The sequence below is a fragment of the Rhodococcus sp. IEGM 1409 genome (assembly GCF_030056735.1).
Classification (GTDB): domain Bacteria; phylum Actinomycetota; class Actinomycetes; order Mycobacteriales; family Mycobacteriaceae; genus Rhodococcus_F.
Window position 1 is genome coordinate 278867 of sequence record NZ_JASHKN010000001.1, and the last position, 26541, is coordinate 305407.

27 protein-coding genes and 1 tRNA gene are annotated in these 26541 nt (G+C 60.8%); 9 read left to right on the forward strand and 19 right to left on the reverse strand.

Annotated elements, in window-relative coordinates:
• Positions 1 to 4: 4 nt before the first annotated feature.
• The 6 genes from QM716_RS01395 to QM716_RS01420 are packed head-to-tail and all read right to left on the reverse strand — an operon-like array spanning position 5 to position 2640.
• Positions 5 to 196, reverse strand: coding sequence for a hypothetical protein (locus tag QM716_RS01395; protein ID WP_197941896.1), 192 nt, complete (start codon positions 194 to 196; stop codon positions 5 to 7).
• A complete protein-coding gene (locus QM716_RS01400; RefSeq protein WP_218681508.1) occupies positions 193 to 603 on the reverse strand; it encodes a hypothetical protein in 411 nt (136 codons plus the stop codon). The genes QM716_RS01395 and QM716_RS01400 overlap by 4 nt, the downstream gene beginning before the upstream one ends.
• A complete protein-coding gene (locus tag QM716_RS01405) occupies positions 600 to 1880 on the reverse strand; it encodes an AAA family ATPase (RefSeq protein WP_283301817.1) in 1281 nt (426 codons plus the stop codon). Before QM716_RS01405 ends, QM716_RS01400 begins: the two co-directional genes overlap by 4 nt.
• Before the next feature lie 59 nt (positions 1881 to 1939).
• Complete coding sequence (locus QM716_RS01410) at positions 1940 to 2119, reverse strand: hypothetical protein (RefSeq protein WP_283301819.1); 180 nt, start codon at positions 2117 to 2119, stop codon at positions 1940 to 1942.
• A 54-nt stretch (positions 2120 to 2173) separates the two neighbouring features.
• Complete coding sequence (locus QM716_RS01415) at positions 2174 to 2377, reverse strand: helix-turn-helix domain-containing protein (RefSeq protein ID WP_283301821.1); 204 nt, start codon at positions 2375 to 2377, stop codon at positions 2174 to 2176.
• Positions 2374 to 2640, reverse strand: a complete 267-nt coding sequence (locus QM716_RS01420) for a hypothetical protein (RefSeq protein WP_283301822.1) — start codon at positions 2638 to 2640, stop codon at positions 2374 to 2376. Before QM716_RS01420 ends, QM716_RS01415 begins: the two co-directional genes overlap by 4 nt.
• Positions 2641 to 2814: 174 nt before the next feature.
• Between QM716_RS01420 and QM716_RS01425 the strand changes: the two genes are divergently transcribed.
• Genes QM716_RS01425 through QM716_RS01435 form a run of 3 tightly spaced genes read left to right on the forward strand, consistent with a single transcriptional unit; the run spans position 2815 to position 4917 of the window.
• Entirely contained in the window at positions 2815 to 3297 is a 483-nt protein-coding gene (locus QM716_RS01425; protein WP_283301825.1) for a hypothetical protein, read from the forward strand.
• 8 nt (positions 3298 to 3305) lie between these two features.
• A complete protein-coding gene (locus QM716_RS01430; RefSeq protein WP_283301827.1) occupies positions 3306 to 3707 on the forward strand; it encodes an ImmA/IrrE family metallo-endopeptidase in 402 nt (133 codons plus the stop codon).
• A 7-nt stretch (positions 3708 to 3714) separates the two neighbouring features.
• Positions 3715 to 4917: a site-specific integrase gene (locus QM716_RS01435; protein WP_283301829.1), complete on the forward strand. Its 1203-nt coding sequence runs from the start codon at positions 3715 to 3717 to the stop codon at positions 4915 to 4917.
• Positions 4918 to 4950: 33 nt separating this feature from the next.
• Here the strand turns inward: QM716_RS01435 and QM716_RS01440 are convergent.
• The 4 genes from QM716_RS01440 to QM716_RS01455 form a co-directional block, all read right to left on the reverse strand.
• A tRNA-Leu gene (locus tag QM716_RS01440) sits at positions 4951 to 5024 on the reverse strand.
• 34 nt (positions 5025 to 5058) lie between these two features.
• Positions 5059 to 6024, reverse strand: a complete 966-nt coding sequence (locus tag QM716_RS01445) for a Ppx/GppA phosphatase family protein (protein WP_283301831.1) — start codon at positions 6022 to 6024, stop codon at positions 5059 to 5061.
• A complete protein-coding gene (locus tag QM716_RS01450; RefSeq protein WP_214885201.1) occupies positions 6021 to 6566 on the reverse strand; it encodes a DUF501 domain-containing protein in 546 nt (181 codons plus the stop codon). The genes QM716_RS01445 and QM716_RS01450 overlap by 4 nt, the downstream gene beginning before the upstream one ends.
• On the reverse strand, positions 6563 to 6970 hold the full coding sequence (locus QM716_RS01455; protein ID WP_256931639.1) for an FtsB family cell division protein: 408 nt from the start codon (positions 6968 to 6970) through the stop codon (positions 6563 to 6565). The genes QM716_RS01450 and QM716_RS01455 overlap by 4 nt, the downstream gene beginning before the upstream one ends.
• Between QM716_RS01455 and QM716_RS01460 the strand changes: the two genes are divergently transcribed.
• Positions 6957 to 7118 carry a hypothetical protein gene (locus tag QM716_RS01460; protein ID WP_283301834.1) on the forward strand — a complete coding sequence of 54 codons (162 nt, stop codon included), beginning with the start codon at positions 6957 to 6959 and terminating at the stop codon, positions 7116 to 7118. The two genes, QM716_RS01455 and QM716_RS01460, sit on opposite strands and share 14 nt — an antisense overlap.
• Before the next feature lie 190 nt (positions 7119 to 7308).
• Here QM716_RS01460 and eno read toward each other — a convergent pair whose 3' ends face one another.
• Together eno and QM716_RS01470 are read right to left on the reverse strand one after the other, a co-directional pair.
• Positions 7309 to 8595, reverse strand: a complete 1287-nt coding sequence (gene eno / locus QM716_RS01465) for a phosphopyruvate hydratase (RefSeq protein WP_283301836.1) — start codon at positions 8593 to 8595, stop codon at positions 7309 to 7311.
• Between the two features lie 214 nt (positions 8596 to 8809).
• Positions 8810 to 9619 (reverse strand): lytic transglycosylase domain-containing protein, encoded by an 810-nt coding sequence (locus QM716_RS01470; protein WP_283301839.1) that lies wholly within the window; start codon positions 9617 to 9619, stop codon positions 8810 to 8812.
• Between the two features lie 140 nt (positions 9620 to 9759).
• Here QM716_RS01470 and efeU point away from each other — a divergent pair, with 140 nt between their 5' ends.
• The 3 genes from efeU to efeB are packed head-to-tail and all read left to right on the forward strand — an operon-like array spanning position 9760 to position 13088.
• The gene (gene efeU, locus QM716_RS01475) at positions 9760 to 10662 is read left to right on the forward strand and encodes an iron uptake transporter permease EfeU (protein WP_283303015.1); all 903 of its coding nucleotides are present in this window, start codon (positions 9760 to 9762) and stop codon (positions 10660 to 10662) included.
• A 14-nt stretch (positions 10663 to 10676) separates the two neighbouring features.
• Positions 10677 to 11807: an iron uptake system protein EfeO gene (gene efeO / locus QM716_RS01480; protein ID WP_283301841.1), complete on the forward strand. Its 1131-nt coding sequence runs from the start codon at positions 10677 to 10679 to the stop codon at positions 11805 to 11807.
• The gene (efeB, locus tag QM716_RS01485) at positions 11808 to 13088 is read left to right on the forward strand and encodes an iron uptake transporter deferrochelatase/peroxidase subunit (protein WP_283301843.1); all 1281 of its coding nucleotides are present in this window, start codon (positions 11808 to 11810) and stop codon (positions 13086 to 13088) included.
• A 15-nt stretch (positions 13089 to 13103) separates the two neighbouring features.
• Here efeB and QM716_RS01490 read toward each other — a convergent pair whose 3' ends face one another.
• The gene (locus tag QM716_RS01490) at positions 13104 to 14690 is read right to left on the reverse strand and encodes an Hsp70 family protein (protein WP_283301845.1); all 1587 of its coding nucleotides are present in this window, start codon (positions 14688 to 14690) and stop codon (positions 13104 to 13106) included.
• A gap of 178 nt (positions 14691 to 14868) precedes the next feature.
• Between QM716_RS01490 and QM716_RS01495 the strand changes: the two genes are divergently transcribed.
• Complete coding sequence (locus QM716_RS01495) at positions 14869 to 16686, forward strand: alpha/beta hydrolase family protein (RefSeq protein WP_283301847.1); 1818 nt, start codon at positions 14869 to 14871, stop codon at positions 16684 to 16686.
• Between the two features lie 107 nt (positions 16687 to 16793).
• Positions 16794 to 17918, forward strand: coding sequence for a lipase family protein (locus QM716_RS01500; protein WP_283301849.1), 1125 nt, complete (start codon positions 16794 to 16796; stop codon positions 17916 to 17918).
• A 32-nt stretch (positions 17919 to 17950) separates the two neighbouring features.
• Here QM716_RS01500 and QM716_RS01505 read toward each other — a convergent pair whose 3' ends face one another.
• The 6 genes from QM716_RS01505 to QM716_RS01530 all read right to left on the reverse strand — a co-directional run bounded on the left by QM716_RS01505 (position 17951) and on the right by QM716_RS01530 (position 26414).
• The gene (locus tag QM716_RS01505; RefSeq protein ID WP_283301852.1) at positions 17951 to 19279 is read right to left on the reverse strand and encodes a glycoside hydrolase family 71 protein; all 1329 of its coding nucleotides are present in this window, start codon (positions 19277 to 19279) and stop codon (positions 17951 to 17953) included.
• 296 nt (positions 19280 to 19575) lie between these two features.
• On the reverse strand, positions 19576 to 21507 hold the full coding sequence (locus tag QM716_RS01510; RefSeq protein ID WP_283301853.1) for a hypothetical protein: 1932 nt from the start codon (positions 21505 to 21507) through the stop codon (positions 19576 to 19578).
• Complete coding sequence (locus QM716_RS01515; RefSeq protein WP_283301855.1) at positions 21504 to 22940, reverse strand: P-loop NTPase family protein; 1437 nt, start codon at positions 22938 to 22940, stop codon at positions 21504 to 21506. Before QM716_RS01515 ends, QM716_RS01510 begins: the two co-directional genes overlap by 4 nt.
• Entirely contained in the window at positions 22940 to 23725 is a 786-nt protein-coding gene (locus QM716_RS01520; RefSeq protein WP_283301857.1) for an SGNH/GDSL hydrolase family protein, read from the reverse strand. Before QM716_RS01520 ends, QM716_RS01515 begins: the two co-directional genes overlap by 1 nt.
• Positions 23722 to 25143, reverse strand: a complete 1422-nt coding sequence (locus QM716_RS01525; RefSeq protein ID WP_283301859.1) for an oligosaccharide repeat unit polymerase — start codon at positions 25141 to 25143, stop codon at positions 23722 to 23724. Before QM716_RS01525 ends, QM716_RS01520 begins: the two co-directional genes overlap by 4 nt.
• Positions 25140 to 26414, reverse strand: a complete 1275-nt coding sequence (locus QM716_RS01530) for an MATE family efflux transporter (protein WP_283301861.1) — start codon at positions 26412 to 26414, stop codon at positions 25140 to 25142. The genes QM716_RS01525 and QM716_RS01530 overlap by 4 nt, the downstream gene beginning before the upstream one ends.
• Positions 26415 to 26541: the final 127 nt, after the last annotated feature.

A 26541-nucleotide genomic window follows, 5' to 3' on the forward strand; every position in this document is an offset into this window, starting at 1 on the left:
CGCTTCATCGGATGGACCGCCGGAAGTCCTGCGATGCAATCTCGTCCATGAACGTCAACGACTCGAGCGAGTACGTCGTGTGCGCGAACGTCGGAGCGCGAACGACTTCTCCCGCGATTTCGATCGTGATTCGCACGCGCCCATCAGGTTCGACAGTGTGAATCAACTTCAGGTCGCCGTCTACGAGCATCATCATGGCGCGGTCACCTCAGCCTGCGTCTTCGGTGCAGCGTCGTACGTTGTCCCGAAATCGCAAAGGTTCTCGACCATCTCGCGGAGATCTTTCAATGTGTTCGAGGCATCGAACAACGTGTCGGCGGCTTCCGCTGTCAATCCGAGTTCGCGGCGTGCGAACTCAGATACATGGAACAACTCACCGGACGCCGAGCGAACAACACTGCCCGCGAACCACATCTCCCCATCGATCGGGCCTACCTGGGTCTGATCGAGACTGTCCGCGATCCACTCAGCGCCAGCAAGATCCGCCGTCCATCCGGCGAAGCAGCGAGTAGTCCCGCACCGCCACGTCGACATATCCAGCAGGTTCGGCCACGTCTCGATGTGATCCATCACCGACCGCAACATTTCCTCGTTGACACTCATGCTTTGACCTCGCCGTCTTCGATGACGACACCGACCGAGCTTGACTCGTCAACCCGCTCGATCCACACCTGGAAACCGTTGGCGCCGGCCATCTCCTCGATAAGCGCCAGATTCTCCGAGTCAAGCAACGAGCCGTCCGTGATGCGGATGATCCGAACCTTCGGATTCAGAGCCATAGCCATCGCCACCGACACCCGCAGCTGCTCCGCCGCCGACGCCTGCGCGAACGGCACACCATCGAGAGTCACACCGTCTTCATCGAAACCCAGCCCCGGCACCGGGAACTCGGCCGCAGCGAGACCGTCCTCCCGCTTCTTGTCGAGTTCGGCGATCCGGGCAGTGAGCGCGTCCTGCTTCTCCCGCCAATCTTCCAACTGGTCGAGGACTTGCTGCCGCTCCTGCTTCCGACGAACACCGGCATTGATCGTCTCCGCGTTGTCGATCCGCGAGCGGATGGGTTCGATGTCTATGCGATCAGGAAGAGCAGCCAGGCGCGCCGTGGTCTCCTCGAGCTTTTCCAGCCAACGGTTCTCCTTTTCGCGGAGCTCGGAGATTGCGCGGTCAGTCTCGGCCAAGATGTTCCTGGCGGTGGCAATCTCATCGTTTGCGACCTCGATCGATACCTCCAGTTCACGGGCTGTATCCAGCTCGGCGACCAGCGCGGCGACAGATACCGGGTTGTCAGGCACGTCGTCACCGATCTCAGGGAACCCGTCGAGCTGACCTTTGAGCTGCTTCACCGTCCGGCCGACATCGGTGCGCTCATCGAAGGCTGACTTCCGCTGCCCTGCAAGGACAGCCGGATCGAACGGCAACTCCACCAGGCCGAGCAATTCCGACTGCTGATCCTTCGCTGGCAACGACGCAAACGTCAACGGATCGAACGACAACCGGCCGACCATCTCATCCAACATCCGCTGGGGTGAGCTGTACTTGGCGCCGTCCTTCGACTCCACCTTCAACGCGGTCTTCTCCCCCGACCACGTACGCGTCACCACAATGTCACCGAGATCCACAGTGACGCGCGCCGAGTTCTCCCCATCACGAATCGGGCGAGTCGTCGACGTACCCTTCACCGCCGCGGCACCCGACAACGCAGCCCAGATCGCATCGATCACTGAACTCTTACCCTGCGCATTGCGGCCAGCGATCGTCACCGTTGACGAGTTCGGATCCGGGGTTATCTCCACAGCGCGAATGCGTTTGAATCGCTCGACTTCCAGCTTCACGACACGCAACCCTGTGTCGGTCCTGGTCGGTGCAGTATTCTCAGACATGTTCATTCCTTTGGGTAGGTGAATAGAGGCCGTCACGGTTGCCCCCGTGGCGGCTTCGCTTACTTCTGGTTGTCGATCCGTCGTAGACCAGGACCGAGGATCCGAGCCAAACGCTTCAACCCCTGCTCTGACGGCAGTCCGTACTTGACGCCGGCAGCCTCATCAAGATCGCGGCGGGCCTCAACGCGCTCCACCAGCGACATCGAATCCCGATTGTCAGCAAGCTCCCGCTCAGTCATACGATTCCTTAGGGTTCAGGTTTGCCAAGTCGTTCGGGGGCGGCCGGTGAATCTTCATGTGGCGGGCGCGAACTGCTCGTGTTCGGCGATGTAGCGCGAAATCTCTGCGTCGGAAACTTTGCGACCGCGACCGATGTGGACACACTTGAGTTCGCCCGCATTCCAAAGTTCGCGGACAGTGGTCTCGTTAACTCCGAGACGCTCACCCGCCTGAACAGCACTCAGCAGCCGTGTCGGAATAGTCGTCACTGAGTTCATGCCGACACCTTCAACTCGCTGGGGCGCGCCTGCCGGCTGGGGCGCGCCTGTGCAATCTCGAACGCCTCACCCAGTCCCAGACCGGTGAATCCGACAAGGCCCGCCATGAATGCGGGACTGGGTGGGATCTCCTCCTTGTCGACACGGACAAGAGTTGCGCGGCTGACCCCGATCGCCTGAGCCAAAGCGTCATCGGAGGGGAGTCGGTGCATTTCACGAACCCTCTTGAGCAGTCCTGGTTTGACTCGCAAAGTGGCGGGCATACCGTCACCTCCCAATCTGTGTTGCATTTGTCCACACCTTGTGGCGATGTGTTGAAGAGTGCCACTCGATGCCTCGAATTGCAACAGGGTGATTCACCAAAAATGCGTTGCGTTCGGCAACATTCCAGCTAGATTGGCTTGTGCTTGTATCAGAAGTGAGGCAGTATGCAACACATGAACGCATCGGTAACTTGGCTAGAACTGGTACAGCAGGGCGATTCCGTCCGCAGCATCGCCACGCGCGCTGGTGTCGACAACAGCACCCTCAGCCGGCAGATCAAGGCAGGCGAGATTCGCTCAGACATGGTTATCCGCATCGCACGCGGACTTGGCCTCGACGTGATCGACGCACTCGTCGCGGCTGGTCACGTCACTGCAGAGGAAGCGGGCGTAACACGCCCATCGTCGACCCTTAGGCTCGTCACCGACCAACAGTTAGCCGACGAGATACTTCGCCGACTCGAGTCTGTTCACGACAGAGTCCTGGATGACCCCCTCAACATTCCACGGACCCCTGACAACGTCCATGAGTTGACTTTGAGAAGTAAACCCGAAGAGGTTGACACCGAAGTGGACATCCTTGACCTTCCCTACGTCGCGCACGAACCAGACGAAGGCATAGACGAGGACGACGACGAGTCTCGATACGACATTTAAGGGGAAACGTGGACCACCTGTACGAGATCGCCAAAAACATGGGCGTGACCGTGGTGGAGCGTTTCTTGCCAGGACAGCAACGCGGGCGGTACGTGCACTCCAAGAAATCAATCGTGTTGAACACTCGGCTTCACGCCCGGCAGAAAGCCCACACATTCGGCCATGAACTCGGACATGCGCACTACGGACATGAACATGACGAAAAGCCTGGCTCGGTCGCCGGCCTACGCCAAGAACGCAAGGCAGACGAATTCGCCGCCAGACTTCTGATCAATTCCTACGACTACGAAGTGACCGAGCGAATGTACGGACCCCACGTCCCCACCCTCGCAGTGCAACTTGGTGTTACCGCCCCGATGATCTACGCCTGGCAATCGATGCAAAGGCGAAACAACCCTCGCGCCAGATAGGACCGCCATGGCCAGACAGCAGTTGCCGCCACAGATCAAGAAGATCGAGCTGCAAAAGAAAGAACGAGGAAAGGCTCTCGTCCGATATCAACTTGTCGTCGACGCTGGAGTCGATCCTGTCACCGGCCGACGAAAGCAAATACGCAAACGGTTCAGCAATGAAGCGGACGCACGCGACGAGCTAGCCAATATTCAAAGTGAAGTAGCCCGCGGTGTGCATGTGCATTCACAGGAGACGACCGTCGAGAAGGTCATAAACGACTGGCTCGCTTCGAAGCATTCACTCAAGCCCTCAACCGCAAACGGATATCGAGTGACGCTTGACCCAGTTGTCCGCGAATTAGGCAGCATTCCCGCCCAAAAGCTCACACGCAGGCACCTGGACGATCTAATTGTGGAGCTTCGCGCGGGCGGATTGTCGGTCGGTGAAAAGACCGCGAAGCGAAAGAAGTGGACGCCCCGCAGCGTGAACTACATGCTGACGCTCATGTCTGCGGCGCTCGAAGATCAGGTGAAGCAAGGCTCCCTAGTTCGCAACGTGGCCAAGCTCGTAGACAAGTTGCCCGGCGAAACTCACGAGATGAAGACATGGGTGCCCGCCGACGTCGAGAAGTTCCTTGAGATGACGGACGGCGACCAGTATTCACATGCCTGGTTCCTTGCACTCTGTGGCCTGCGCCGCGGCGAAATCAGTGGATTGCAATGGAAGTACGTCGACCTCGACGCAGCACTGCTCACCGTCGCCGTGTCCCGAGTGTCATTCGCGAAGACAATCAGTGAGGGCGCACCAAAGTCGCGGCGATCGTCCAGAACGCTTCCAATGCCAGACGACCTCGTCTCTGCATTGAAAGCAGCCCGCAAGCGTCAGGCCGCCGACAGATTGCTTCTCGGTGGAGCGTGGGCTGACACCGGCTACGTCGTCGTCGACCGCGAGGGCAATCCGCCGACGCCGAACACCCTCAGTTATTGGTGGAAGGCGTCGATCAAGAAGGCCGGCGTGCCGACTATCCGACTTCACGACGCCCGTCACACGTGCGCGACATTGATGCATCTGCGTGGAGTGCCGATCGCCGTCATCGCGGCATGGATGGGGCATGCATCGGCGGCTTTCACTCTGTCGACTTACGCGCACGCGCAAGATCCGGCGCTGCTCGATGCCGCGAGTTATGCACCAGTTGTGACAATCCGTGACAAAACGGCGTCAAGCTAGCAGGCGAATCCCCTCGAAATACCTGCTGACCTGTGCCCCCAGTCGGACTTGAACCGACACTTTACGGATTTTAAGTCCGTTGCCTCTGCCAATTGGGCTATGGGGGCCTTGACGCACCCGACTGGTCGGGTGCGGCAGGGATCAGACTATCGGGTGGGTCTGAGCTATCGACATCGCGATACCGTCGAGGATGTCGTGTTCGCTGACAATCAGTTCGGTGATCCCGGCTTTGGCCTCGAAGGTCTGAGCCAGCACCGTGGTGATGATCGCTCCGCCGCCGATGACGTCCACCCGCCCCGGATGCATCGGACCGAACGCTGCACGATCAACCCGAGGCATGGCGGTCAGACGCTCGCACACGTCGAACAGTTGCTTGAACGGGATTCGCGACAGGTGCACCTTCTCGGCGTCGTACTCCGGAAGATCCTGCGCGATCGCGGCCAGCGTCGTCATGGTTCCAGCGACACCCACCCACGTGTGCGCCTTCTCGACGGGAACGGCCTCGAACGCCTCCGCCAATTTCGCGGTCGCAAAAGCCGTCGCTTCGGAAACCTCCGCTGCTGTAGGCGGATCCGACGGCAAGCACCGCTCCGTGACGCGCACACAGCCGATGTCGGTGGAGTACGCAGCTTGGACGCCTGAAGCATCGCCGAGGACAACTTCGGTGGACCCGCCGCCGAGATCGACCACCACGAAGGGGCCCTCGGACGGATCAAGTTCTCCCACAGCACCGCTGAACGAGAGACGTGCCTCCTCGTCGCCGGTGATCACCTCGGCTCCGGATCCGGGAATCACCGCACCGAGCACGTCTCGCGTCATCGTGAAGAAGTCTTCCCGATTCGCAGCGTCGCGAGTAGCCGAGGTGGCGACCATGCGAACGGCGGTTGCTCCGGCGTCGGCGATCATCGACGCGTACTCGACGAGCGCAACCCGGGTGCGTTCGATGGCCTCGGGCGCGAATGTCCCTGTCGCATCAACGCCTTGACCGAGTCGCACGACGCGCATCTCGCGTCGGACATCGACCAGACGACCGTCGGCGCCGACGTCGGCGATCAGCAGTCGAATGGAGTTGGTGCCGCAATCGACTGCGGCAACACGGCGAGTCACTGGTCCGTGTTGTCGGCATCGTCGATGCCAGGCCAGTCCGCGGGAATTGCAGTGCCGCGGAGCTTTCCGTGACCGGCCAACGCCACAGACTCGTCACCGAGCGGATTCACGCCGGGCCCCTTGGCAAGCGAATGCGCCATCAGCACGTGCAGGCACTTGACGCGATCCGGCATCCCACCACCGGCAAAGTCGGTTCCGAGAGATTCGATCGCGTCACGCTCGGCGAGGTACGACTCGTAGGCCCGCCGGTAAGCCGCGGCAAGTTCGGGATCCTGGGTCAGACGTTCGGTCATCTCACGCATGACGCCGGCGGATTCCTGACGGCTCGCTTCGGCAGTCAGTCGTGGGTCGGTGAGGTAGTACAACGTCGGGAACGGTGTCCCGTCCGGAAGTTTGGGGGCAGTCTTGACGACGCCCGGCTGGCCGTCCGGGCTGCGGTACGCGATCTCGATCACTCCGCGTGGCTCACGGCCCAATTGAGCGGCAACGGCGTCGAGGTCCGCCTGTGAAACCTGTGGGGAATTTTCGGACGTGTTGCTCACCCGGTGGGTACTCCTTGTTCTTCTGGCTCTATCGGCGCCAACGGCATCGGGGCCGGTGTCGTCGTCTCGGGAACCACTGGCGGTTCCGAAATCGTTTGCCACAGATCGCGATACCACGGACCTGTCAGCGGTGTTTCCTTTTCCTGCTTCTTCTCCGGTTCCTTGTAGTCACCGGGAAGCTGAACCTGAAACGGGGTCTCGCCCGGCTTGACGTACCGAAGGCGTTCTCGTGCAAGAGCTTCGATGTACGCAGGGTCGTCGAAGCGTGCGTTCTGCCCCTGCAGCTTTCGCAGTTCTTCCTCGAGCACCTGACGTTCGGCCGCCACCTGCGCGGCGTCCGATCGCTGGCTGATGTAAGTACGCAGCGGCACTGCCAGTGTCAGCGCCAACATGAGCACAACCATCGCGAGCACCACGGCTCGGCTGGTGGACAACCCGAAAATGGTGTTGTCCGACTTGGGAAGCCGAGACCAGAACTTGTTGGTTCCGCTCTTCCCTCGTGCCGACTTCGACCCGCGCGCCGACGCCTTCTCGGTCGAAGCCCCCGACTGAGCGGGGACTGTCACAGCAGAATCAACGGCTGCGGGATCTATCGAAGGTTCCGACGCCCGTGGGCGTCGAGCGCTGTCGCGACGCGCACGAGACGGTGTGTCTCCACGACGGGAACCACGACCCCCCGGACTTCCGCCGGGGGATCGTGGCTTACCGCGCTGTGCAGACACTACTGAATCTTAGATTTCCGTCAGGCCTCGAAAGCGAAGCGTGGGAACGCAACCTCGCCGGCGTAACGTGCTGCGTCGCCGAGGTTCTCCTCGATACGCAGCAGCTGGTTGTACTTGGCGACGCGCTCGCTGCGGGCCGGAGCACCGGTCTTGATCTGACCGCTGCCGACGGCAACTGCGAGGTCGGCGATGGTGGTGTCCTCGGTCTCGCCGGACCGGTGGCTCATCATCGTCTTGTAACCGTTGCGGTGAGCGAGATCGACAGCGTCGAGGGTCTCGGTCAGGGTGCCGATCTGGTTGACCTTCACCAGGAGTGCGTTGGCCGCGCCCTTGACGATGCCTTCTTCGAGACGCTCGGGGTTGGTGACGAAAAGGTCGTCGCCGACGAGCTGGATCTTGTTGCCGATCTGATCGGTGAGCGCAACCCAGCCGTCCCAGTCGTCTTCGTCGAGCGGATCCTCGATGGAGACGAGCGGGTATGCCTCGATGAGGTCGGCGTAGAACGCCGCCATCTCGGCCGCCGTGCGGTTCTTGCCCTCGAACTTGTAGCCGGTGCCGTCGGTGTAGAACTCGGTGGCTGCGACGTCGAGAGCGAGCGCGACGTCGGTACCCAGCTTGAGGCCGGTCTTGTTCACGGCGATCGTGATGAGGTCGAGTGCTTCCTTGGTGCCCGCGACGTCCGGAGCGAATCCGCCTTCGTCACCGAGACCGGTGGAGAGGCCCTTCTCCTTGAGAACGGACTTCAGGGAGTGGTAGACCTCGGTGCCCCAGCGCAGCGATTCCTTGAAGCTCGGTGCGCCGATGGGCGCAACCATGAATTCCTGGACGTCGACACCGGTGTCGGCGTGTGCGCCACCGTTGAGGATGTTCATCATCGGGACGGGGAGAACGTGAGCGTTGGGGCCACCGACGTAACGGAACAGCTCCAGGCCCGAGGACTCGGCAGCGGCGCGAGCCACGGCAAGCGAGGCACCGAGCAAAGCGTTTGCGCCGAGGCGGGACTTGTCCGGGGTGCCGTCTGCGTCGAGCAGCGCCTGGTCGACCGTGCGCTGCTCGGTCGCGTCGATGCCGATGATGGCGGGAGCGATCTCGCCGAGCACAGCCTCTACGGCCTTCTCGACGCCCTTGCCACCGTAGCGCGCGCCACCGTCGCGCAGTTCGACGGCTTCGTGCTCACCGGTCGAAGCGCCGGACGGCACCGCAGCCCTGGCGAAACTTCCGTCTTCGAGCAGAACCTCGACCTCAACCGTGGGGTTGCCACGGGAATCAAGGATCTCGCGAGCTCCGACCTGCTCAATACCGGCCACTGTGTGGTTCTCCTTCGAATGGGCTTCGCATTGGGGCACGCACTGCGTGCTTGACACTTGGGCTCCGACCCCTCCGGTCGACAGAGGACCACGATCGCGGCTGGGCCTCTGCAGTGCCAGCACCTCTGTAGTGCCAGCACACAGCCTAACCGCACCGGCCGAAGGCTTCTTTATCGACGCGCGGTCATGGCCCCGACCTGCGGATCGAGCACCGTCAGTCCGGCCGAACCCCGACTGAATATGCCGACGCACGATCACGAACCAGCGCGAGATAGTCGCCCGAGAGGTTGTACGCCATCAGCGCCTGCTGCCAACCGGCAGCGGAAGTGAGGTCTCCCCCGCGTGCACACAGGTAACGGGCAGCGGTGAGGGCGGCGTCGTCGATGTTGTCCGGGTCCACGCGGCCGTCGCCATTGGCGTCGACACCCCATTTGAGCCACGTCTCAGGGATGAACTGCATGGGCCCCATGGCGCGGTCGTGCACGGGGTCGCCGTCCATCGCTCCGCCGTCGGTGTCGGGGATCTCGGCAACTCCCGGGCCACCGTCGAGAGGGATTCCCCGAATGATCGGGGCGACCTGACCCAACGCGTCGACCGACGAACCGTCGTAGGTCCCGTGGCGGCTCTCGACGCTGCCGATACCGGCCAGAGTTGTCCACCCGATTCCGCAGCCGGGAAGCGTCTCGGCCATGACCGCAGCGGCATACCCGTATGCCTCGAGCGCAGTCGTACCGATCCCGATGTCGTCGGACAATCCCGCCGCCCAGTCGGCAAGTTGATCGGCACTGCGGCCGGGAGCGTTGATGTCGATCGGCGGTGTCGGAGAGCCGCTACCTGGGGGTATGCCCTCGGGAATGGCTACTTTCGGTTCGTTCGATCCACACGCCACGGCGCCTACGCCCAGCAAGGCTGTTCCGGCAGCTACTGCGGCGACGGCTCTCGAGAGACGCCGGGGACTGTGGGCAGCGGGGGTTCGGTACACCCTTCCATCATCCACAGGCGAGCGAACTACTCCCGAATCCATTGGTAAAGAACAGCAAAAGTACAGGTCAGGGCATGGTTCCCCGCTGATAGTGGAGTATCTTTTTCTGAGTTAAGGCTGGCCTAGCCTCATAAAGCTGTCCGAACCTGTTTCACCCACTCAGTCAGGAGTCGCCCGTGCCCGTGTCGGTACTCGCTGCCGCGAGCACACCGTCAGTTGCCACTCAGCTATTCGGTAGTGGCCTGATCGGTCTGCGCGAAGGCCTCGAAGCGGGCATCGTGGTGATGATTCTCGCCGCCTACCTTGTGAAGGCTCAGCGCAAGGACGCACTCAAATGGGTGTGGCTCGGCGTCGCGATCGCCGTCGCGATGGTGGCGATCATCTTCTTCGCGATCCACTACGGAACGTCCACGGTCGACGGCTTGACCGCCGAGATCATCGCAGGCGTTGCCTCCCTGATAGCCGTCGTCATCGTCACGATCATGGTCCTGTGGATGCGCACGGCAGCGAAGAACATTTCCGGGGATCTGAAAGCGGGAATGGAAAAGGCGCTGATCGCCGGCCCCGTTGCCATTTTGTCGCTGTCGTTCTTCGCGGTTGGTCGTGAAGGCGTCGAGACGGCGTTGCTCATGGTCGGATATGCCGAGAACACCGCGGGCAGCTCCTGGCCGCTGGTCGGCCTGCTCCTCGGAATTCTCGTGGCCGCCGTGCTGACCGTCGCCATGTACTTCGGCGCCCTCCGCCTCAACCTGACGACGTTCTTCCGGTACACGGCAATTTTCCTCATAGTCGTTGCCGCCGGCATCCTCTCGTACGGCGTTCGCGCTCTGCAGACCGGAAACGTCCTGCCGGGTGGATCCTCTCTCGCCTTCAACCTGACGCCCGGCTACGACCCGTCGACCTGGTACGGCACCGTCCTCGCCGGAATCTTCAATTTCCGGCCGGATCCGACTGTCCTGCAAGCCACCGCGTGGGTCGTCTACCTCGTCGTCGTTCTCGCGCTCTTCCTGCGTCCGCTGCCGTCAAAGCCGTCCGAGCCGACGGCCCCGCCCGCGCACGACACACATGTTCCCGAAAAATCCTGAGAGGCATTGCCGACATGCGTAAATCCACCCTCGTACTGGCCACGGCTGCGGTACTTCCCTTCTCCCTCGCCGCGTGCACCGAGAAGACCACGGCGAGCGACGGCGACATCGTCGTCACCGCCACCGACGACTCGTGTGAGGTCAGCGCGACTACGGGCACGACCGGCACGTCGACATTCCAGGTGACGAACAACGGCTCGAAGGTCACCGAGTTCTACGTGTTCGCCGAGGGTGATCGAGCGATGGGCGAGGTCGAGAACATCGGACCCGGCCTGACTCGTCAGCTGATCGTGTCCCTCCCCGAAGCCGCAACGTACCAACTGGCATGCAAGCCGGGCATGGTCGGAACCGGAATCCGTCAGGACTTCGTCGTCACGGGCGATTCGCAGGCAGCCACCGACGAGAGTGGCCAGCTCACCGAGGCTGCCGACGGTTACCGTCGGTATATCCGCAGCCAGATCGTCGCCTTGCAGGACACCGCAGCGCAGTTCGTCGCCGCCGTCCAGTCCGGCAACGTCGACCAGGCAAAGGCACTGTTCCCGATCGCACGTACCTACTACGAGCGCATCGAGCCCGAAGCCGAGAGCTTCGGCGAACTCGATCCCAAGCTGGACCTCCGCGAGGCGGATCTCGAGCCCGGTCAGGTCTGGACCGGATTCCACCGCCTCGAGAAGGATCTGTGGGTCACCGGGCTGCAGCCGGACACCAATGCGGTCGCCGATCAGCTGCTCGAAGACATCCAGTATCTTGCCGACCAGGTGAACGCAGACGATTACACGATCGATCCCACCAAGATCGCAGGCGACGCCCAAGGGCTGCTCGACGAGATCTCGACTTCCAAGATCACCGGTGAGGAAGACATCTTCTCGCACACCGACCTGTGGGATTTCCAGGCCAACGTCGACGGCTCGCAAGCTGCGATCGCGGCGCTGAACCCGATTCTGCAGGAACGTAACCCCGAGCTCGCTCAGCGCATCGCCGACCGATTCGCCGATCTCGACGCCGCGCTGGCACAATTCCGCGTCGGCGACGGATTTGTGTACTACGACACCGTTACCGAGACGCAGCGTCAGGAACTCTCGCGTAAAATCGATGCCCTGTCCGCCGAGGTCAGCCAGGTCCAGGAAGTAGTTGCGGGGCAGTAGATGACTGATTCACCAGAAGGCACGCCCGCTGCGGAAAACGTAGCACCGCAGGGAGTTTCACGGCGCCGATTGTTCGGCACCGTGGGCGCCGGCGCCGTCCTGGCCGGTGCCGGTGCCGTCATCGGGCGGGTGACAGCCGAGGACAATTCCGGCGCCGATCACGCAGATGTGGTGGCCTTCCGTGGTGAACATCAGGCAGGCATCACGACGCCGGCCCAGGATCGCATGCACTTCGTCGCTTTCGACGTGACGACGAAATCACGTGACGAACTGATCTCGCTGCTGCAGACGTGGACGGCGATGGCAGAACGAATGACTGCGGGTCAGGAAGCAACCGAGGACGGCGCAACCGGCGACGGTCCGCACGCACCACCGAGCGATACCGGTGAGGCTCTCGATCTCGCACCGTCGCAACTCACCCTGACCATCGGATTCGGACCGTCCCTTTTCGACGACCGTTTCGGGCTCGCGGACAAGAAACCTGCTGCCCTGCTGGACCTTCCCCATTTCCGTGCTGACAACCTCGATGCGAATCGCAGCGGCGGAGACATCGCGATTCAGGCGTGTGCCAACGATCCGCAGGTAGCGGTGCACGCGATCCGTAACCTGGCGCGCGTCGCGTTCGGCACTGCGTCGGTGAAATGGTCACAACTGGGGTTCGGGCGAACGTCGTCGACGTCGACCACGCAGGCGACACCGCGAAACCTGTTCGGATTCAAGGACGGAACCGCCAACATCAAGGCGGAAGACCCGGATCTGCTGAAGCAGCATGTATGGGTCGACTCTGACGACGACCAGGAATGGATGGTAGGGGGATCATTTCTTGTCGCCCGGCGTATCCGAATGCTGATCGAGCAGTGGGATCGCGCAGTGCTCAAGGAACAGGAAGCCGTCATCGGCCGCTCCAAACGGAGCGGCGCGCCGCTCGGCGGCAAGGACGAGTTCGACGAGCTCGATCTCGATTCCAAAATGGGACACGACTTCGTCATCCCGGAGGATTCACACGTGCGTCTGGCCTCGGCCGAGGAACTCGGTGGGATTCAGATCTTGCGCCGCGGATACAACTTCACCGACGGCTCCGACGGCTTCGGCCACCTCGATGCCGGACTGTTCTTTGTCGCGTATTGCCGGAATCCAGTCGAGCAGTTTGTTCCGATGCAGCAAAACCTTTCACGGCACGATGCGTTGAACGAATACATTCAACACGTCGGCTCAGCCGTCTTCGCTTGCCCGGGCGGACTGACCCCTGAAAGTTACTGGGGCTCAAAACTATTCGAGTAAATATTTACCTCGATATCAGTACCGCCACGCCCTCACCAGTCCGTACTCCGAGCTTTGTCTCTCGACGACCCCGTTGCCTACCGCTCGAGTCGTGGTCGGAGCGGAAGTCGGCGTGCTGACGACAGGCGGAGGGGATGGCGCGGCGCTGACGACCGTCGAGTCGCTGACGACCGTCGAGTCGCTGACCTGAACCGGAGGAGCCTCCGCGACAGCAGGATCTGCGAACGGGCGCACAGTCACCCACAACACGACACTGAACACGGCGATCACGCTCATCGCGATTCCCACTACGAAGGGAAGCCGCGATCGACGTGGGCTGGCCTCTGTGTCAGATTCAGGAGTGACCGTCACACCGGCGACATCATCCGACCGATCACTGGGAGGATCGCTCTCATCTGATTCGGGATCATCGCCCTCAACCGAGGGTGTCTCCGAATCATCCAATCCTTCAACCACACTCGGGACGTTCGCCCTGACATCAACCTTCCCGGTCTCAGCAGACTCCTCGGTCTCAGCCGGCTCCTCGGACTCCGTTTTGACGAGCTCAGCCGCTTCGGTGACCGCCGGCGCTTTGGTCACCGCCTTGGTGAGATCGATCACCTCGGTGATTGCCTCTGGAACGTCCACCGTCTCGACGACCGGCACCTCGACGACCGGCACCTCGACGACCGGCGTCTCGACGACCGGGACAGTCGGCCCCTGCCTGACTATCGGAATCTCACGTGTCCCCAGCTCACGAGTTCGAGCCCAGAGCGCCGCCCCCTTCCCCGCTGCAAACTCCGGCTCCGCAGGGAGAACTACAGGAATGCGTAGCTCGCGCAGCACCTCTTCGAGTAGCGGGAGGCGCGCTCCGCCGCCCACGATCGCGACTACATCGGGGCGTCGCTGCACTTGCATCGCGACTTCGTTGATCGCAGCCCACGAGCTGATGAACAGATCGCGCGCAAGCTCGTCGATATCGAATCGAGTCATCAAGGTCGGCCCCGAACCCGATTCGCGGAACTCGAGGGTGCTCGACAACGCCTCTTTCACGAACCGTCCGAATTCGGTCCAGTCCCGTTCCTCGACAGGGTCATTCGAAGGGTTGAGGTCGGAGCTACGCTTCCTCAGGAATTCACCCACCAGACGGTCGAGCATGTCGCCGCTCACCATGCTCGTGCGCGTCGAACCCTGAACCTGGCCGCTCACGACGTCGACGATCGACACTGTCAGTCCGGTCTTGCCGAGGTCGTAAACCAGAAGGTTGCGGAATCCGTGAACGGCACCCGAGGCATTTACCAGCTCGAGCACTGCTTCCGCCTCGGAGATCAGACGAAAGTTGGCGACTCCCGACGCCTTGAATTCCGCCTCGACTGATATCCGTGTGCGCTCGTCCGGACACGCGACGACTATCGGCGCACTGCTCTTCCGCCCCAGATCGGCTGCCGCCTTCGCGGCAACTCGAGGCGGCGATGCCGCAGCAACTCCCAGGACACGTGACAAAAATCGAGTTTCGCCCGCGTCCGCATCCGGTGTGCCGCTCGTGTCCGCCGACGAGTCGTCATCGATCCGCATGATCCGGACGGCATCCGCCCCAATCGAGAAACCAAACACAGCACTCACGGAACCGCCACCCTTCTTTTCGGACCGAAACACCGAATATCGAACTCTTAACCGTCTTACGGTATGTTTACAACAACTAAGAATACTCGACGAACGGTTACCTTCCCGCTACTGTCCGCATTAATTTCCGATACGCGCGATCGGAGCCGGAGAGACCAGTCCGACCATGAGGCTCATCTTGACGAAGTACACCCTGACATCTCACGCACCCAGGATCAACAAATTCCTGTCAACACCGTCGCCGCGATCCCTTCGCCGTACCGAACCGGGTACATCGCCGATCTCCACTTTCGAGACCTGGTTCGGCCCCGACGAATCTCCGCTCTTCGGAAGCGTCCACCTGCCGACCAATCGTCGGGTGCGAGGCGGAATCGTCATCTGCTCGCCGCTTGCCAAAGAGCACGTCTCAACCTACCGCGGTCTCCGGCAGCTGAGTGAGAAACTGGCCGAAGCCGGATTCATGGTTCTGCGATTCGACTATCGCGGACAGGGTGATTCGGCCGGGGATCAGAACGACCCGAATGCGGTGACACACTGGACCCAGAGTGTCGAACATGCAGTCCGCTATTTGCGTGACTCCGGTGTTGCCGACTTGGGAATGGTCGGACTCCGCGCCGGCACCCTGATCGGGACCAACGCACTTGCGTCATTGAACTCGCTTCGGGCACTTACACTCTGGGACCCGATCATCGTGGGCAAAGCCTATGTTCGCGAGCAAACCGCGTTCTATCGAATGTCACTCGGCGGCGAGGCAGATCAGAGCAACTGCGTATCGTTCGTCGGTGGCGCCTTCGCACCCGAAGCAATTACCGCCCTAGGAAAGCTGAGGATCGATCCTGCCGAAAAGGGTGCTCCCTCAGCCACCCTCGTCGTCAGTCGCCGCGAAAATGCCGCATCCGCGCGCATGCAGAAGTTAATCGATTCGCTGGGCGCTGAGCTCATGGTCGTCGACCGACAGGAACCGTTTGTCACGCCAAGCAGCTTCGTGATGTCGGTGCCGACGTCTGACATCGAACGAATCGCCCATTGGATGTCCCGTCAGTTCCCGACGACGACGGCGTCGGTTCATCCTGCGATTCACACGCGGGCAATCGTAGATCGCACTGCCGACGGCACACCCGTCTACGAGGTCATCGAGCGACAGGGCCCCAACGATCTCTTGTCGATCGTTACCGTGAGCGCGTCGCCGAACACCACCGGTACAGTCGTTTTACACGGCACCGCTGCCGAGCACCGAATTGGTCCCGCGCGGTTGTGGGTCGAACAAGCACGCGACTTGGCCAAGTCGGGCGTGCAGGGTGTGCGATTCGACCGACGTGGCACCGGCGATTCCGGGACAGTCATCGAGGACGAAAGTACACCGGCAATCGAAGCATCGGCACGGGCCGATGCACTGGACCTTGTTGATGCACTGGATATTCCGGCAGAGCAGCGCATTCATATCGGAGTATGCTCGGGCAGCTGGTTGAGCGCATACACTGCAGACAAGCGCGGAGCTGCCGGTGTGATGCTGATCAACAACGTCAATTGGTCGCTACAGAACCATCGGCTGCCCATCAAGAAGGCGCAGATCGAATCACTCGACTCGAGGTGGGTGGACAAAGCGTTCGTTCCATTGCGCGCTGTGCGCAACTTCGGACGACGCCTTCAGTCATTCCTCCCCTATCGCGCCTGGCTCGCCTTCAGCAACATCGGCTACCTCAACGCGCCGGAATCGCTCCTGGCGCAACTCGACAAGGCCAACGTTCACACAACCGTTCTGCTCTCTCCCGAAGACCGCGCCTGGTTCAATGCGAGCCGAGGCGAGATCGGACTCGCCCGGTTGCACGCATCGGGATTCCGCCCCGACGTGCATGACTACGAGTACGGCGATCACAGCCTGTACGAACGTGAGATACGCATTGCTGCCCGATCTGAGATATTCCGAACCGTCGCATCGATTTTCGAGGAACCTGACGCCGATCGAATTCTGCCTGCCTCAGACTCCGGGCACTGAGCGGCACCACTGCGATGCGAAGCTCCCTACGTCTTGCCGGGATCACACTGTGCCTTGCAGTCTTGGCGTGCGCGTGCACTCAACCGGCCACTGCCACACGTGAATCCGTGTCAATCGAGCCCTGGGATCCCGAGGCGCTGCCCGTCGTCAGCGACGCCGCGCTCCAAGACCGTGGCGACTTGATCAGTTCGACCGAACTTACCGATCTCGATCCACTGATCACCGACACACAAGCCAGCGCATTTCGAGTCGTATATCAATCGACGTCCGGAATCGACGGACTTCCAGTTCAGGTGTCCGGCAGTGTTTTTCGTCCAGCGGGTCCTGCGCCGGAAGGCGGTTGGAACATCGTGTCATTCGGGCATGCCCCCGCGGGCCTGTCCGCAGAATGCGGTCCTTCGCTCTACCCGAACCTCCTGGGGTTCGCCAGTGCAATTGCCTCCTTGATGAAATTGGGCATGGTGGCGGTGATGACCGACTACCAAGGCTTGGGTATCAGCGACAGGCCTCACGCGTATCTCGAGCCGAACACCGCAGGCTTCAACGTGATCGACGCCGTCCGTGCCGCCAAAGCAGTTGTGCCAGAGACTACGTCCAAGTGGGCGGCATACGGCGTAGCTCAGGGCGGGCAAGCGGCGTGGTCGGCCGCGGAGCTTGCCGATTCGTACGGGACGGGACTGGACTTCGTAGGATCAGTTGCACTCGCTCCCACCGTCGATCTCGTACAGATGGCGGAACTGTCGACCACCAACTGGCTCACGCGCGATCAACAGGTCATAATGCCGTTCCTGATCGCCGGATTGCAGAGCGCGTATCCCGAGGCAAAGGAAACCGACTACCTACACGGCAGTCTGGCAACCAACCACGCGATGTGGCTCGCGTGCTCCGGTGCTCTGGCAGATCAACGCGCCAAGTCCAACGACAAGATCAACCCGGCCGACACAGCGCCCTCGACTCCCGAAGCTGCCGAAATCTTCAAGACTTGGCTCACTGACGTTTCGCTACCCAAGCGTGAGGCATCGGCACCACTTCTTGTCATCAACGGCGGCCAGGATGCCGTGGTCCGGCCGATGTGGGTTCAGCATGCTGTCGACGTGGGATGTGAACTCGGAGATACGATTCAACACATTGTCCGACCAGAGCAAACGCACTACAACCTCGATGCGGGCGGCGAAACCGCCCTCTGGTTGATTCAACGATTCGCAGGAGAACCCGCACCGAACGACTGCTGACGAATTCCGTGCGATCGCTCAGATCGGTGTGGTCAACGACGGCTGGAATCAACCAGGTACTCCAGGTTCTGGTTGTAGGGCGCTGCGGAGACTTCTCGGTGCGCGCTAACGCGAGCGATCTCCGACGTTCCGTCAGACACAGTCGCAACAACCGACCCGACCGCTGCAGGCACCACGCATGTTCCGATACCCGCGGGGACTTCGCATGAAGTGGAGGTGTCGCCGATCGTGACCGTCACTGTCGACGGTCCCCTGACCGCAGTCACGACCTCGACCGTATCGCGGACGGGAGATGAACCGGGACGGAGAACCATTGGCGATGGTGGGGGGTTCGATGGAACCGCACCGACCAATTGTGATCGATAGATCAAGTAGGCCGTGTCACGACTGATGACCGGCGGTTCGCCTGTCCGGAACCAGTACAACCAATACGCATTGAGATCCAGCAACGCACGTCCATGCCCCTCGCTCGGTGCAAACGCGGTCCCCTCGCTGTAGTCGTTCCAGGTGGTCAATTGCACCCACTCACTGTCGGATTCGAGTGCAATATTCCAGGTGTCGCGAAGGTTCTGGCTGTTGTTCGCTTCGTCATAAATCGATTGGTTGGGCCGGACATCCTGGAAGGACACCGGCTGCATCCACACCTTGCCCATCGCATGCGCTTTGTCTGCCGCCGCCCTCGGGGACGTCGGACCGAGCGCTTCCAACGGGTTCCCTGCGGGACTGCGATTGCCCCAGTTGGAATATCCGTAACTGATGGCCGCGAATGCGTCCATATTGGCTGCGGCATCGAGGAAGAGCGGAACGAAGGCCACGTCAATCCCGTACGAATCTTTCATGACAGCGATGAACTCAGTCCACCACTGCGGCGACTTGTTCTCCGCCAGAAAGGGGGAGATCACAAGGCGACCGTCATCGAGCTTGAATACCGAAGGTGCAGTTGCATATTGCGCCATCTCCGCCGCAAGTTCTTGTGGACTGGTCGATTTCAATGAGGCATTCATGTCCGGCATCAACATGACCTTGAAATTCGGATCGACTGTGGATGCCGCCGCAATTAGCGCATTCGGAATCGTCGAACCCCACCAGTCGGTGTCTGTCGCACGGGTCATGATATCCACCGAAAACCCGTCAATGCCCGCAGAAATTGCATTGCGAACCTCGGTTTCGAGATCACGTTGGCGCCACTGGGGATCAGTCAGGGGCGCCCGAGACTCCGGGCGATCACGCAGCAGCCCTCCGTACGACTGATGAATACCCTTCTCGCCGTCAATCGACAAATATTCCGTCTCGTAGGTATCGGCAAACGGTTCCGCGTTGTCGAGTGAGATCGGATACGGCGGGAAGTAGTGTGCAAACACCAACTTCTCATTCAGGGAAGCGGAATCGGGTCGTTCGAAAGGTAGAGCCTGCTGCCCACCGCCGTTCGACGAGTTCAGGTGCGGCACAACCCATAACGTGAAGAACCCGCACACAACTGCTCCGATACCGACAGAAACTATCCAGAAGCGAACGGACCTTCGGCGACGAGGCACCGGTGCAAGGCTCTCACGAGCCGAATTCCACTGCACGGCGTGCCGTTCCTCCTTGGTCAGTGCACGCTCCGAGCCCCAAGTGACAGCGGGTGACGTAGATACCTGCGCAGCTACACATAAGCTCAGTCATCGGATGCCATTGCGGCGGATTTCCTGGACGATACAGATTTCTGCCTGTCCCGCTTGGTCTTCCCATTCGCCCGGTCCGATTGATTCGGCTCCGAGCGCGATCCCGGCTCGTCGATCTTATCCGCTTGGTCGAGTGGCTTCGGCAGCTGGTCGCGCCGAATGGCCACCGTCGGCGGATCGATGTCCGAACGGGTGTATCGCTGCGGGGAAACCGCTGGAGCCCAATCGTCCAGATCCTCATCGCCGTCCCCGGAAGTCTCCAGGCTTTCAGTGGGTTCTGACGTCCGTTCCTGAGCGGACGCAGACTCGTCGGTTACCCGGCTTACGCGGCGTTCCGGTGTCGCCAGAGGAGTTTTGGACTCCTCCACCGGAGGTTCCTCGGGTGTAACAGCCTCTTCCGCCGAGGGGTCTTCCGGCTCCTGAACCTTCGGCGCGGGCGACGTCGGCGACGCTTTGACCTTGTCGACGGGTGGCCAGTGGCCGACCGGACCGTCGTCCTCGGGCACGCTCTCGCTCACCTCATCAGGCCCCACGGTCCACGCGCCCCGAGACTCACTGCCGGAATTGCGGCTCCCGATAGACGGTTTCGCGATCGGTGACGTTACTTCGGCTTGCGTACGAGCAACATTGGCGCCGGTCAGCACTACCCCAGACACTCTGGATCCCGCGCTTCGCAATAGTGCGACCGCGCGAGTGACGGTATCTGTCGTGCCGAACTCTCTCTTACTCACGACCATTGCTCCGTCCGCCCTGGCTGCCAAGGAAGCGCAATCGGCAAACGACAAGATCGACGGCGCCACGATGACGACATATTCGTATCGGTTGGACAACTCGGCGATTACGTCGGTCATCGCACTCGATGCGAGATCACCGACCCGCGCGACGCAATTGGCTCCGGCGGGGACGAAGCTTATCCGGCGATCCGGAAGCTCGATCTCCGCGTCTCGAATTGCGATGTTTCCGGCGAATGCATCCGACAATCCCCGCCTGTCTGCGACGCCGAAGTAGCTTGCCAGCGCTGCCCCACGGAAATCTGCGTCGACCAACACCACATGGCGATTTGCCTCACCGAGGGAGAGCGCCAACAACACGGCTACCTCCACGGCACCTTCGCCCGCGGATGGGCTTGCGACAACAAGCGTTCGGATCGGATTGTCGATGTCCATGAACTCGACGTTCGTCCGGAGCTTTCGTGCAGATTCCACCTCGGGACCGCCAACCGTGGAATCGAAATCAACAGTGCCGCTCTGATCGAACCTGGGAAACACTCCGATGACCGGGGCCTGGGCCGCTGTTGCGAGTGCGTCTGCCGATCTGATCGTCTTGTCGAGTCGACGAAGTAGCCACCACAATGCACCGCCGAGAACGAGGCCACCCAGCAGACCCATCATGAGATTTGTCTTCGAGTCGACTGCTTTGAGTGCGTCTACAGGATCAGCCGTGCCGACCACGGAAACCAATGCACTCGGCGCACCACCATCGTTCGGTTTCTCCAACTGACCTGCATATTTCGCGAAGTTCGACGCGTAGGCGTTGGCAATGTCTGCTGCGGTCTGTGGCGTGTCACCTGCGACTGTGACGTTCAGGAGCACCGTCTTCTCGATGGGTGTCGCCGTGACAGCTGCGGAAAGTTCTTGGGGCGTGACGCCCAAACCGAGATCGTCCTTGACCTTGACGGCGATCGATTCTGTTTTGATCAATTGCGCATAGGTGCTCGCACGTTGCTGTGAGAAGGAGTCACCTTGCAATGCACCTGCGGAGTCCGCGCTACCCGGCGACCCGATGAAGAGAGTTGTTGTCGCCAAGTAGGACTGGGGGGTCGAGACCACCATCAAGCCTGCAGCAATAAGGCCCAACAGGCCACAGACCGGAACGATCCAGCCACGGAGCGCCCATCGTTTGAGTGTTAGATACACACTTTTCATGTCGAAGCTTTCCCTGTGGTACCAGAAGTAATCTGCACTTGGCCTACGAACCCGTCCACCGACCGCGTCCGTTCGAACGGATCCGGTGGAGCGACATAGTCGAACGAGTTCTGATTGCGCCCGTGCGATCGGACCAGAACCGAACCCACCAGCGGAGCACCGACCGTACGCAGTCCATCGAATGTTGCCGTCAAGTCGTCGAGCGTCGAAACTGCCTCGGCTGCAACGACTACTACCGCATCGCTGTAAATGGACATCACCGCCGGCTTGTTGGTTTCGAGGAATCCGGGGACGTCGAGCACCACGAGATCGAAAACGTCTCGAAGCTCGTGAAGGACATCGTGAACCTTCGTGGACTCCATGAATCCCGACGCCGTCTCCGGGACATCTCCGGTTCCGAGCATGTGGCCCTGCCCTTGAACGGGTTCGACCACCACCTCCTCGATCGACGCACTACCGAGGACGATATCGGCGAGCCCTGGGCGGTCACGTCCTACAACTCGACCGGTAGTGCAGTCCACCAGGACACTCCGCTTGCCGGCTTCCGACGCGGCGCGAACCAGACCCCGCGCAACAGTGTCTGTCGGTGCCTCTACGTGCGGACTGGTCACCGCGATTATCCCGGCGGAAAATCCAGGACCGAGAAACTCGAGGTTGAATCGCAATCGTGATCCTGCCGGGTCCACCGGCGGAGATGACGCACGTGCATTCACGTTGTCCGCGTCCGACATAGAAGCCGGATCGGCTTCACCGAAGGTCGCGAGAACTGGTAGCGACGAAATCGATGCCAGTTGAAGTGCGCTGTCCAAACGCCGCGACGTTCGAGTGAGGACGACCGCAGCGGTAACACCTGCCAGGAGTCCCAGCACACCACCGCCACTGAGAAGTAGCCAAATCCGCGGCTCCGAAGGGGCGTCGGTCAATCGGGCCGAATCGATAGTTGTCGGCCGAACTACCGGAACCAGTGTTCCGGCCGGCGTTTCCAGCTTCTCGATCGTCGCCGCCGCCTCAGCTGTCAACGCCTCGGTCAACGCCAACGCGCGTTCCGGCGACGCTGCCGAGCCGCTCAACTCGACCAGCACCGTGTCCGGCACAACCCGAAATTCGATTGCATCAGTAGCCGGAATATCGCCGGGGGCCGTATCCATCCGCGCCTCAACCCGAAAGAAGAAATCCTGCCCCTCGGTCATCCGTAGGTACGTCGCGGCCCTGAGTTGGGAAAATTCGTTACCCCGATACGGACTGGATTCTGCATTCGTCATCACTACGGGCGTCCCCCAACCGGGGGTGGCCAAGAAAACACGCGAAACAGCCTCGTAGCGAGGTGTACTGACCACTGACATCACGAGCCCGCCGATCAACCCGACGGCAACTGCGACGACTACGACGATCCAACGACGACGCAGCACACGAATAAATGAATCGAATTCCATTATCCGAGACCTCCATTCGGGCTTCCTGGCGTGACGACGTGCGCTCGCTCCAACGATTCTTTGATCTTCGACGCGATGTACGAATTGCCGAATTCATTCGGATGAAAGTTGTCTTCGATAACCATCTTGCTGGTGTCTGCGCCGTCGAACCAGCCTTCGACGTATGGATCGAGCACGACCGCTCCAGCCGAGCTGGCGAGATCTTCGATCCCCGGGAGCCACTCCGAGTAGGCATAGGACGGCTCGGTCTCGATCCGGTACGGGACGATAATCACCAACTCGGCGGCTGGCCATGCACCGCGAATAGCGTCGACGTAGGTAGTCATCGCCTCGAGCACGTCGTTCGGATCCGAACTCATGTCGTTGCGACCACCGTCGAGGATGATCAGATCTGCCTCGAAGTGCTTTATCGAAGTCGGCAACCTGTCGATGATTCGACTGGTGAAAGCTCGCCCTTCCGGCGCACCCTCGTTGATGAATCCGGTACTACCCTGCGCATCGATATTGCAGTAACAGCCAAGTTGGGCACAAATGATCCTGGGGTAGGCAGCACCGCCTTGAGTGAACGAATCCCCCACCCAGAGCGCGGTCGGAATGTCGTCTCGATAGGTGAGTTGCGGGACCGATTCTTCGCGTGAATCGACAAAAGTTGCGAGCGTACGTGTTGCTGCCGTGCGGTCGACCACAACGAACGTGAACATCGCGATCAAGACCACTGCAAGCGACGCCAGTGTCAACAAGGAGCGTTTCGGCAGGGCACGTACGAACTTCGGTACGAACGTCATGTCGACCCTCCATCTGGCGCACGACTCCAGTCAGTCACAAACAGTGCACACCCAACAATCACGACAAAATACGACATAGCTTGCAGCAATGATCCACGCATCAAGATAATTAGATAGAACGGCAGAATGCAGGAAAGGACAGTCGGCGCTCGCGACACCCGAAGGGCGATCTCGATCTTCCGATCCTGGATCCCGACCACAATTCCCAGACAGAGCATCCCGACGACGAGCACAATCCATCCACCGTTGATGAACAATTCGGCCCAGAGCGGAGCAGACAAATTTTTCACGACATAGCCCCGGCTTTCGGCCAGGAGAATCCCGGTGTCGAATGCCTTGTCAGGCCAGATCGAACGCGGGACCCAGAACAACAGAACCCCGAGCGCCTGCTTTCCACCTGTAGTTCCGTGATTCTGCACGAATAACAGCGTGTTGTTGATTTGCGCAAATGCGTCATAGTCCGGGGACGTCAGCGACTCCAACGGAGAACTTGTCTTCAGCTGGGCGGATGAACTGTATCGAAACGCGTCCAACGCCGGAAAGATCAGTACCAACGCCGCGACGGCACTCAACGCGACGAAACGAAATCTCTTGGCCGTGGCAAACAAGCCGAACAATGCTGCCACCGCGAGAGCACCCGTCCCGAACAGGTATCGAGGGCTCGAAATCGGATTCAGCGTCACCAACAATGTCACCGCCAAGATCACGATGACCACCAAGATCGCCCGATCCGGATGCTCCGTCAAGTCCCAGTACTTCACGAGCGCCACAAATGAGACGAGAAGTGTCATCATCGCCACTGCGACGGTGATACTGGCGACCGTGGACTCGCCGAGTACCACTTGCGCGCGCTCGGTGACGGCGCTTCGGCTCGACAGCAGGGTGCCTGGACCGATTTTGGATATGTAGTACGCATTGACCAACAGTGCACATGCGGAAAGTATCAGCACTCGAGGAAGGCTGATCTGGGTGTTTGCCGGGCGGGTCAGCCGAGAATTCGCCAATCGGGACCACAGCTGCCGTGCAACGATCAGTCCTCCGAAGAACGCGGCCAAACCCACGATGACCACCATGATGGTCGACCACGCCAGGGAAGGATCGATGCGCGGAGACGTTGCCGGATCTACTCGCATTCGAAGTTGTGTCAGCGGGGCCAAGCCCATGAATACATAGGTGAATACCCAGAACGACATCTCGACGAGTCGGCGGTAACCTTCGCCGACAATCCAGCCGTATCGCAGCCCACCCACTGTGGTGACCAGCAGAGCACCCATCCAGGCATTGGTCGGGGGCGTTGGGGTGTACGCGACGATGATTCCCGGAACAACGACCACCATGAGTACAGCCGCCCACGTCGCGATCAGTGGTGGACCGAGCGTCGGCCGCAATGCGACGGCGTTCGAGACAGCGGATTTCATCGTGAACTACCGACCAGTTGACCGACCGAAGACACAACCTGCGTTGATTCCGTTTTTCTTGACCGAATTCGCTGTTCCCGCATGACCTGAACAACCAGCACGGAGGCAATCAATGCCGCCGACAGCGCGAGTCCCACGGCGACACCAACTGCCGTCCTGGACACTGCGGCGGCCACGGTACAGATCACTATGGATGTGATCGACTGAATGATTCGATACTTCATCAACCGCTCGCTGGCCGCTTGTGCTCGGTAGTAGTTGTAAGCACCTGATATCCAACACACCGCCGCGTATTCGAGCCCCAGGAAAGGCAGAACATGTATGGCAACTTCCCACGAATCGCCGAGCAGCATCCGCCCGAGTACATCGGGTGCAAACGGTGCCAGGAATCCGATGGTCAATGCCATCATCGAGGTGATCCACGCGGTCAGAGCCAGCGTTCGCCAAATCTGTTTGGGACTGTGCCCGGCACGAATCGACTCAGGAATCACGATCAGTGGCAAAGAACTGATGAGCACCGCGAAGGGACCGAGAACTGTCACTGCGCCGCGAAGCGACGCTGCCGCTTCGGTACCGATGTACACAGTGGAGACCGACACGACGACGATGGCCGCCAATTGATCGATGCCCGCTTCGAACCCGAATCGCACTCGGTGGCGCCAGTACATCCGTGACCACTCGATCACACCGCGCAGACGAGGCCGCGTCTGCAATGCAACGACGAGGTAGACCAGAGCCACGAAGCCTGCACCGCTCCACAGCCAAATCATCTCCGGTATCGACAGGGCGTCGGGACTGATCCACGAGACGCCGAGGACAACGAGAGACAGTGCCGCCCACAGCGCGTCACTGAAGAATGCGTGTTTCGGATCGCCGTGCGACATCGAGGAGAAGCGCAGTGCGTCCTGACAGAGAACTATGGGCGCCGCGACGGCGTACGCGATTCCCACGGAGGGTTCGGACAAGCCGATGGACACGACCAGAGCGATCACACCCACGCCGATTCCGAGGATCGCCGCTGCGCCTGAGGCGAACTGCGACTCCACACGGATGGATCGATGACTGTTGGCGCTCATGAGGAGCAACGGGGTGCCTGCGGCGCCGCGTACGAATCCGATCGAGGCGGTGATGATCGAGAACACCAGGACGGCAAGACCGAATTCCGCAACAGAGGACGGTCCCGCCATGGCGAAGAGAATGACTGCGTTGCTGACACTCGACAACACCTGGTCGCCGACGCTGTACACGACGCGCAATCGCAAATTGGCCATTGGTATTCACCACCTTCCGCGGGATGAATCGGCTACGAATCAGGATCGGTGGCGTGGAGCCGTCACTCGGGGCTCCTCACAGTGTCGCTACCCGGCCCCAGGGTCACTATCTGAACAAAATTGAGAA

Coding starts and splice junctions, on each gene's coding strand:
- QM716_RS01395 (WP_197941896.1), bottom strand. CDS start 196: ATGATGATGCTCGTAGACGGCGACCTGAAGTTGATTCACACTGTCGAA.
- QM716_RS01420 (WP_283301822.1), bottom strand. CDS start 2,640: ATGCCCGCCACTTTGCGAGTCAAACCAGGACTGCTCAAGAGGGTTCGT.
- QM716_RS01525 (WP_283301859.1), bottom strand. CDS start 25,143: ATGAAATCCGCTGTCTCGAACGCCGTCGCATTGCGGCCGACGCTCGGT.
- QM716_RS01515 (WP_283301855.1), bottom strand. CDS start 22,940: ATGGAATTCGATTCATTTATTCGTGTGCTGCGTCGTCGTTGGATCGTC.
- efeO (WP_283301841.1), top strand. CDS start 10,677: ATGCGTAAATCCACCCTCGTACTGGCCACGGCTGCGGTACTTCCCTTC.
- QM716_RS01460 (WP_283301834.1), top strand. CDS start 6,957: ATGAGCACAACCATCGCGAGCACCACGGCTCGGCTGGTGGACAACCCG.
- QM716_RS01400 (WP_218681508.1), bottom strand. CDS start 603: ATGAGTGTCAACGAGGAAATGTTGCGGTCGGTGATGGATCACATCGAG.
- QM716_RS01455 (WP_256931639.1), bottom strand. CDS start 6,970: ATGGTTGTGCTCATGTTGGCGCTGACACTGGCAGTGCCGCTGCGTACT.
- QM716_RS01415 (WP_283301821.1), bottom strand. CDS start 2,377: ATGAACTCAGTGACGACTATTCCGACACGGCTGCTGAGTGCTGTTCAG.
- QM716_RS01510 (WP_283301853.1), bottom strand. CDS start 21,507: ATGAAAAGTGTGTATCTAACACTCAAACGATGGGCGCTCCGTGGCTGG.
- QM716_RS01520 (WP_283301857.1), bottom strand. CDS start 23,725: ATGACGTTCGTACCGAAGTTCGTACGTGCCCTGCCGAAACGCTCCTTG.
- QM716_RS01425 (WP_283301825.1), top strand. CDS start 2,815: ATGAACGCATCGGTAACTTGGCTAGAACTGGTACAGCAGGGCGATTCC.
- QM716_RS01435 (WP_283301829.1), top strand. CDS start 3,715: ATGGCCAGACAGCAGTTGCCGCCACAGATCAAGAAGATCGAGCTGCAA.
- efeB (WP_283301843.1), top strand. CDS start 11,808: ATGACTGATTCACCAGAAGGCACGCCCGCTGCGGAAAACGTAGCACCG.
- QM716_RS01530 (WP_283301861.1), bottom strand. CDS start 26,414: ATGGCCAATTTGCGATTGCGCGTCGTGTACAGCGTCGGCGACCAGGTG.
- QM716_RS01470 (WP_283301839.1), bottom strand. CDS start 9,619: ATGGATTCGGGAGTAGTTCGCTCGCCTGTGGATGATGGAAGGGTGTAC.
- QM716_RS01410 (WP_283301819.1), bottom strand. CDS start 2,119: ATGACTGAGCGGGAGCTTGCTGACAATCGGGATTCGATGTCGCTGGTG.
- QM716_RS01405 (WP_283301817.1), bottom strand. CDS start 1,880: ATGTCTGAGAATACTGCACCGACCAGGACCGACACAGGGTTGCGTGTC.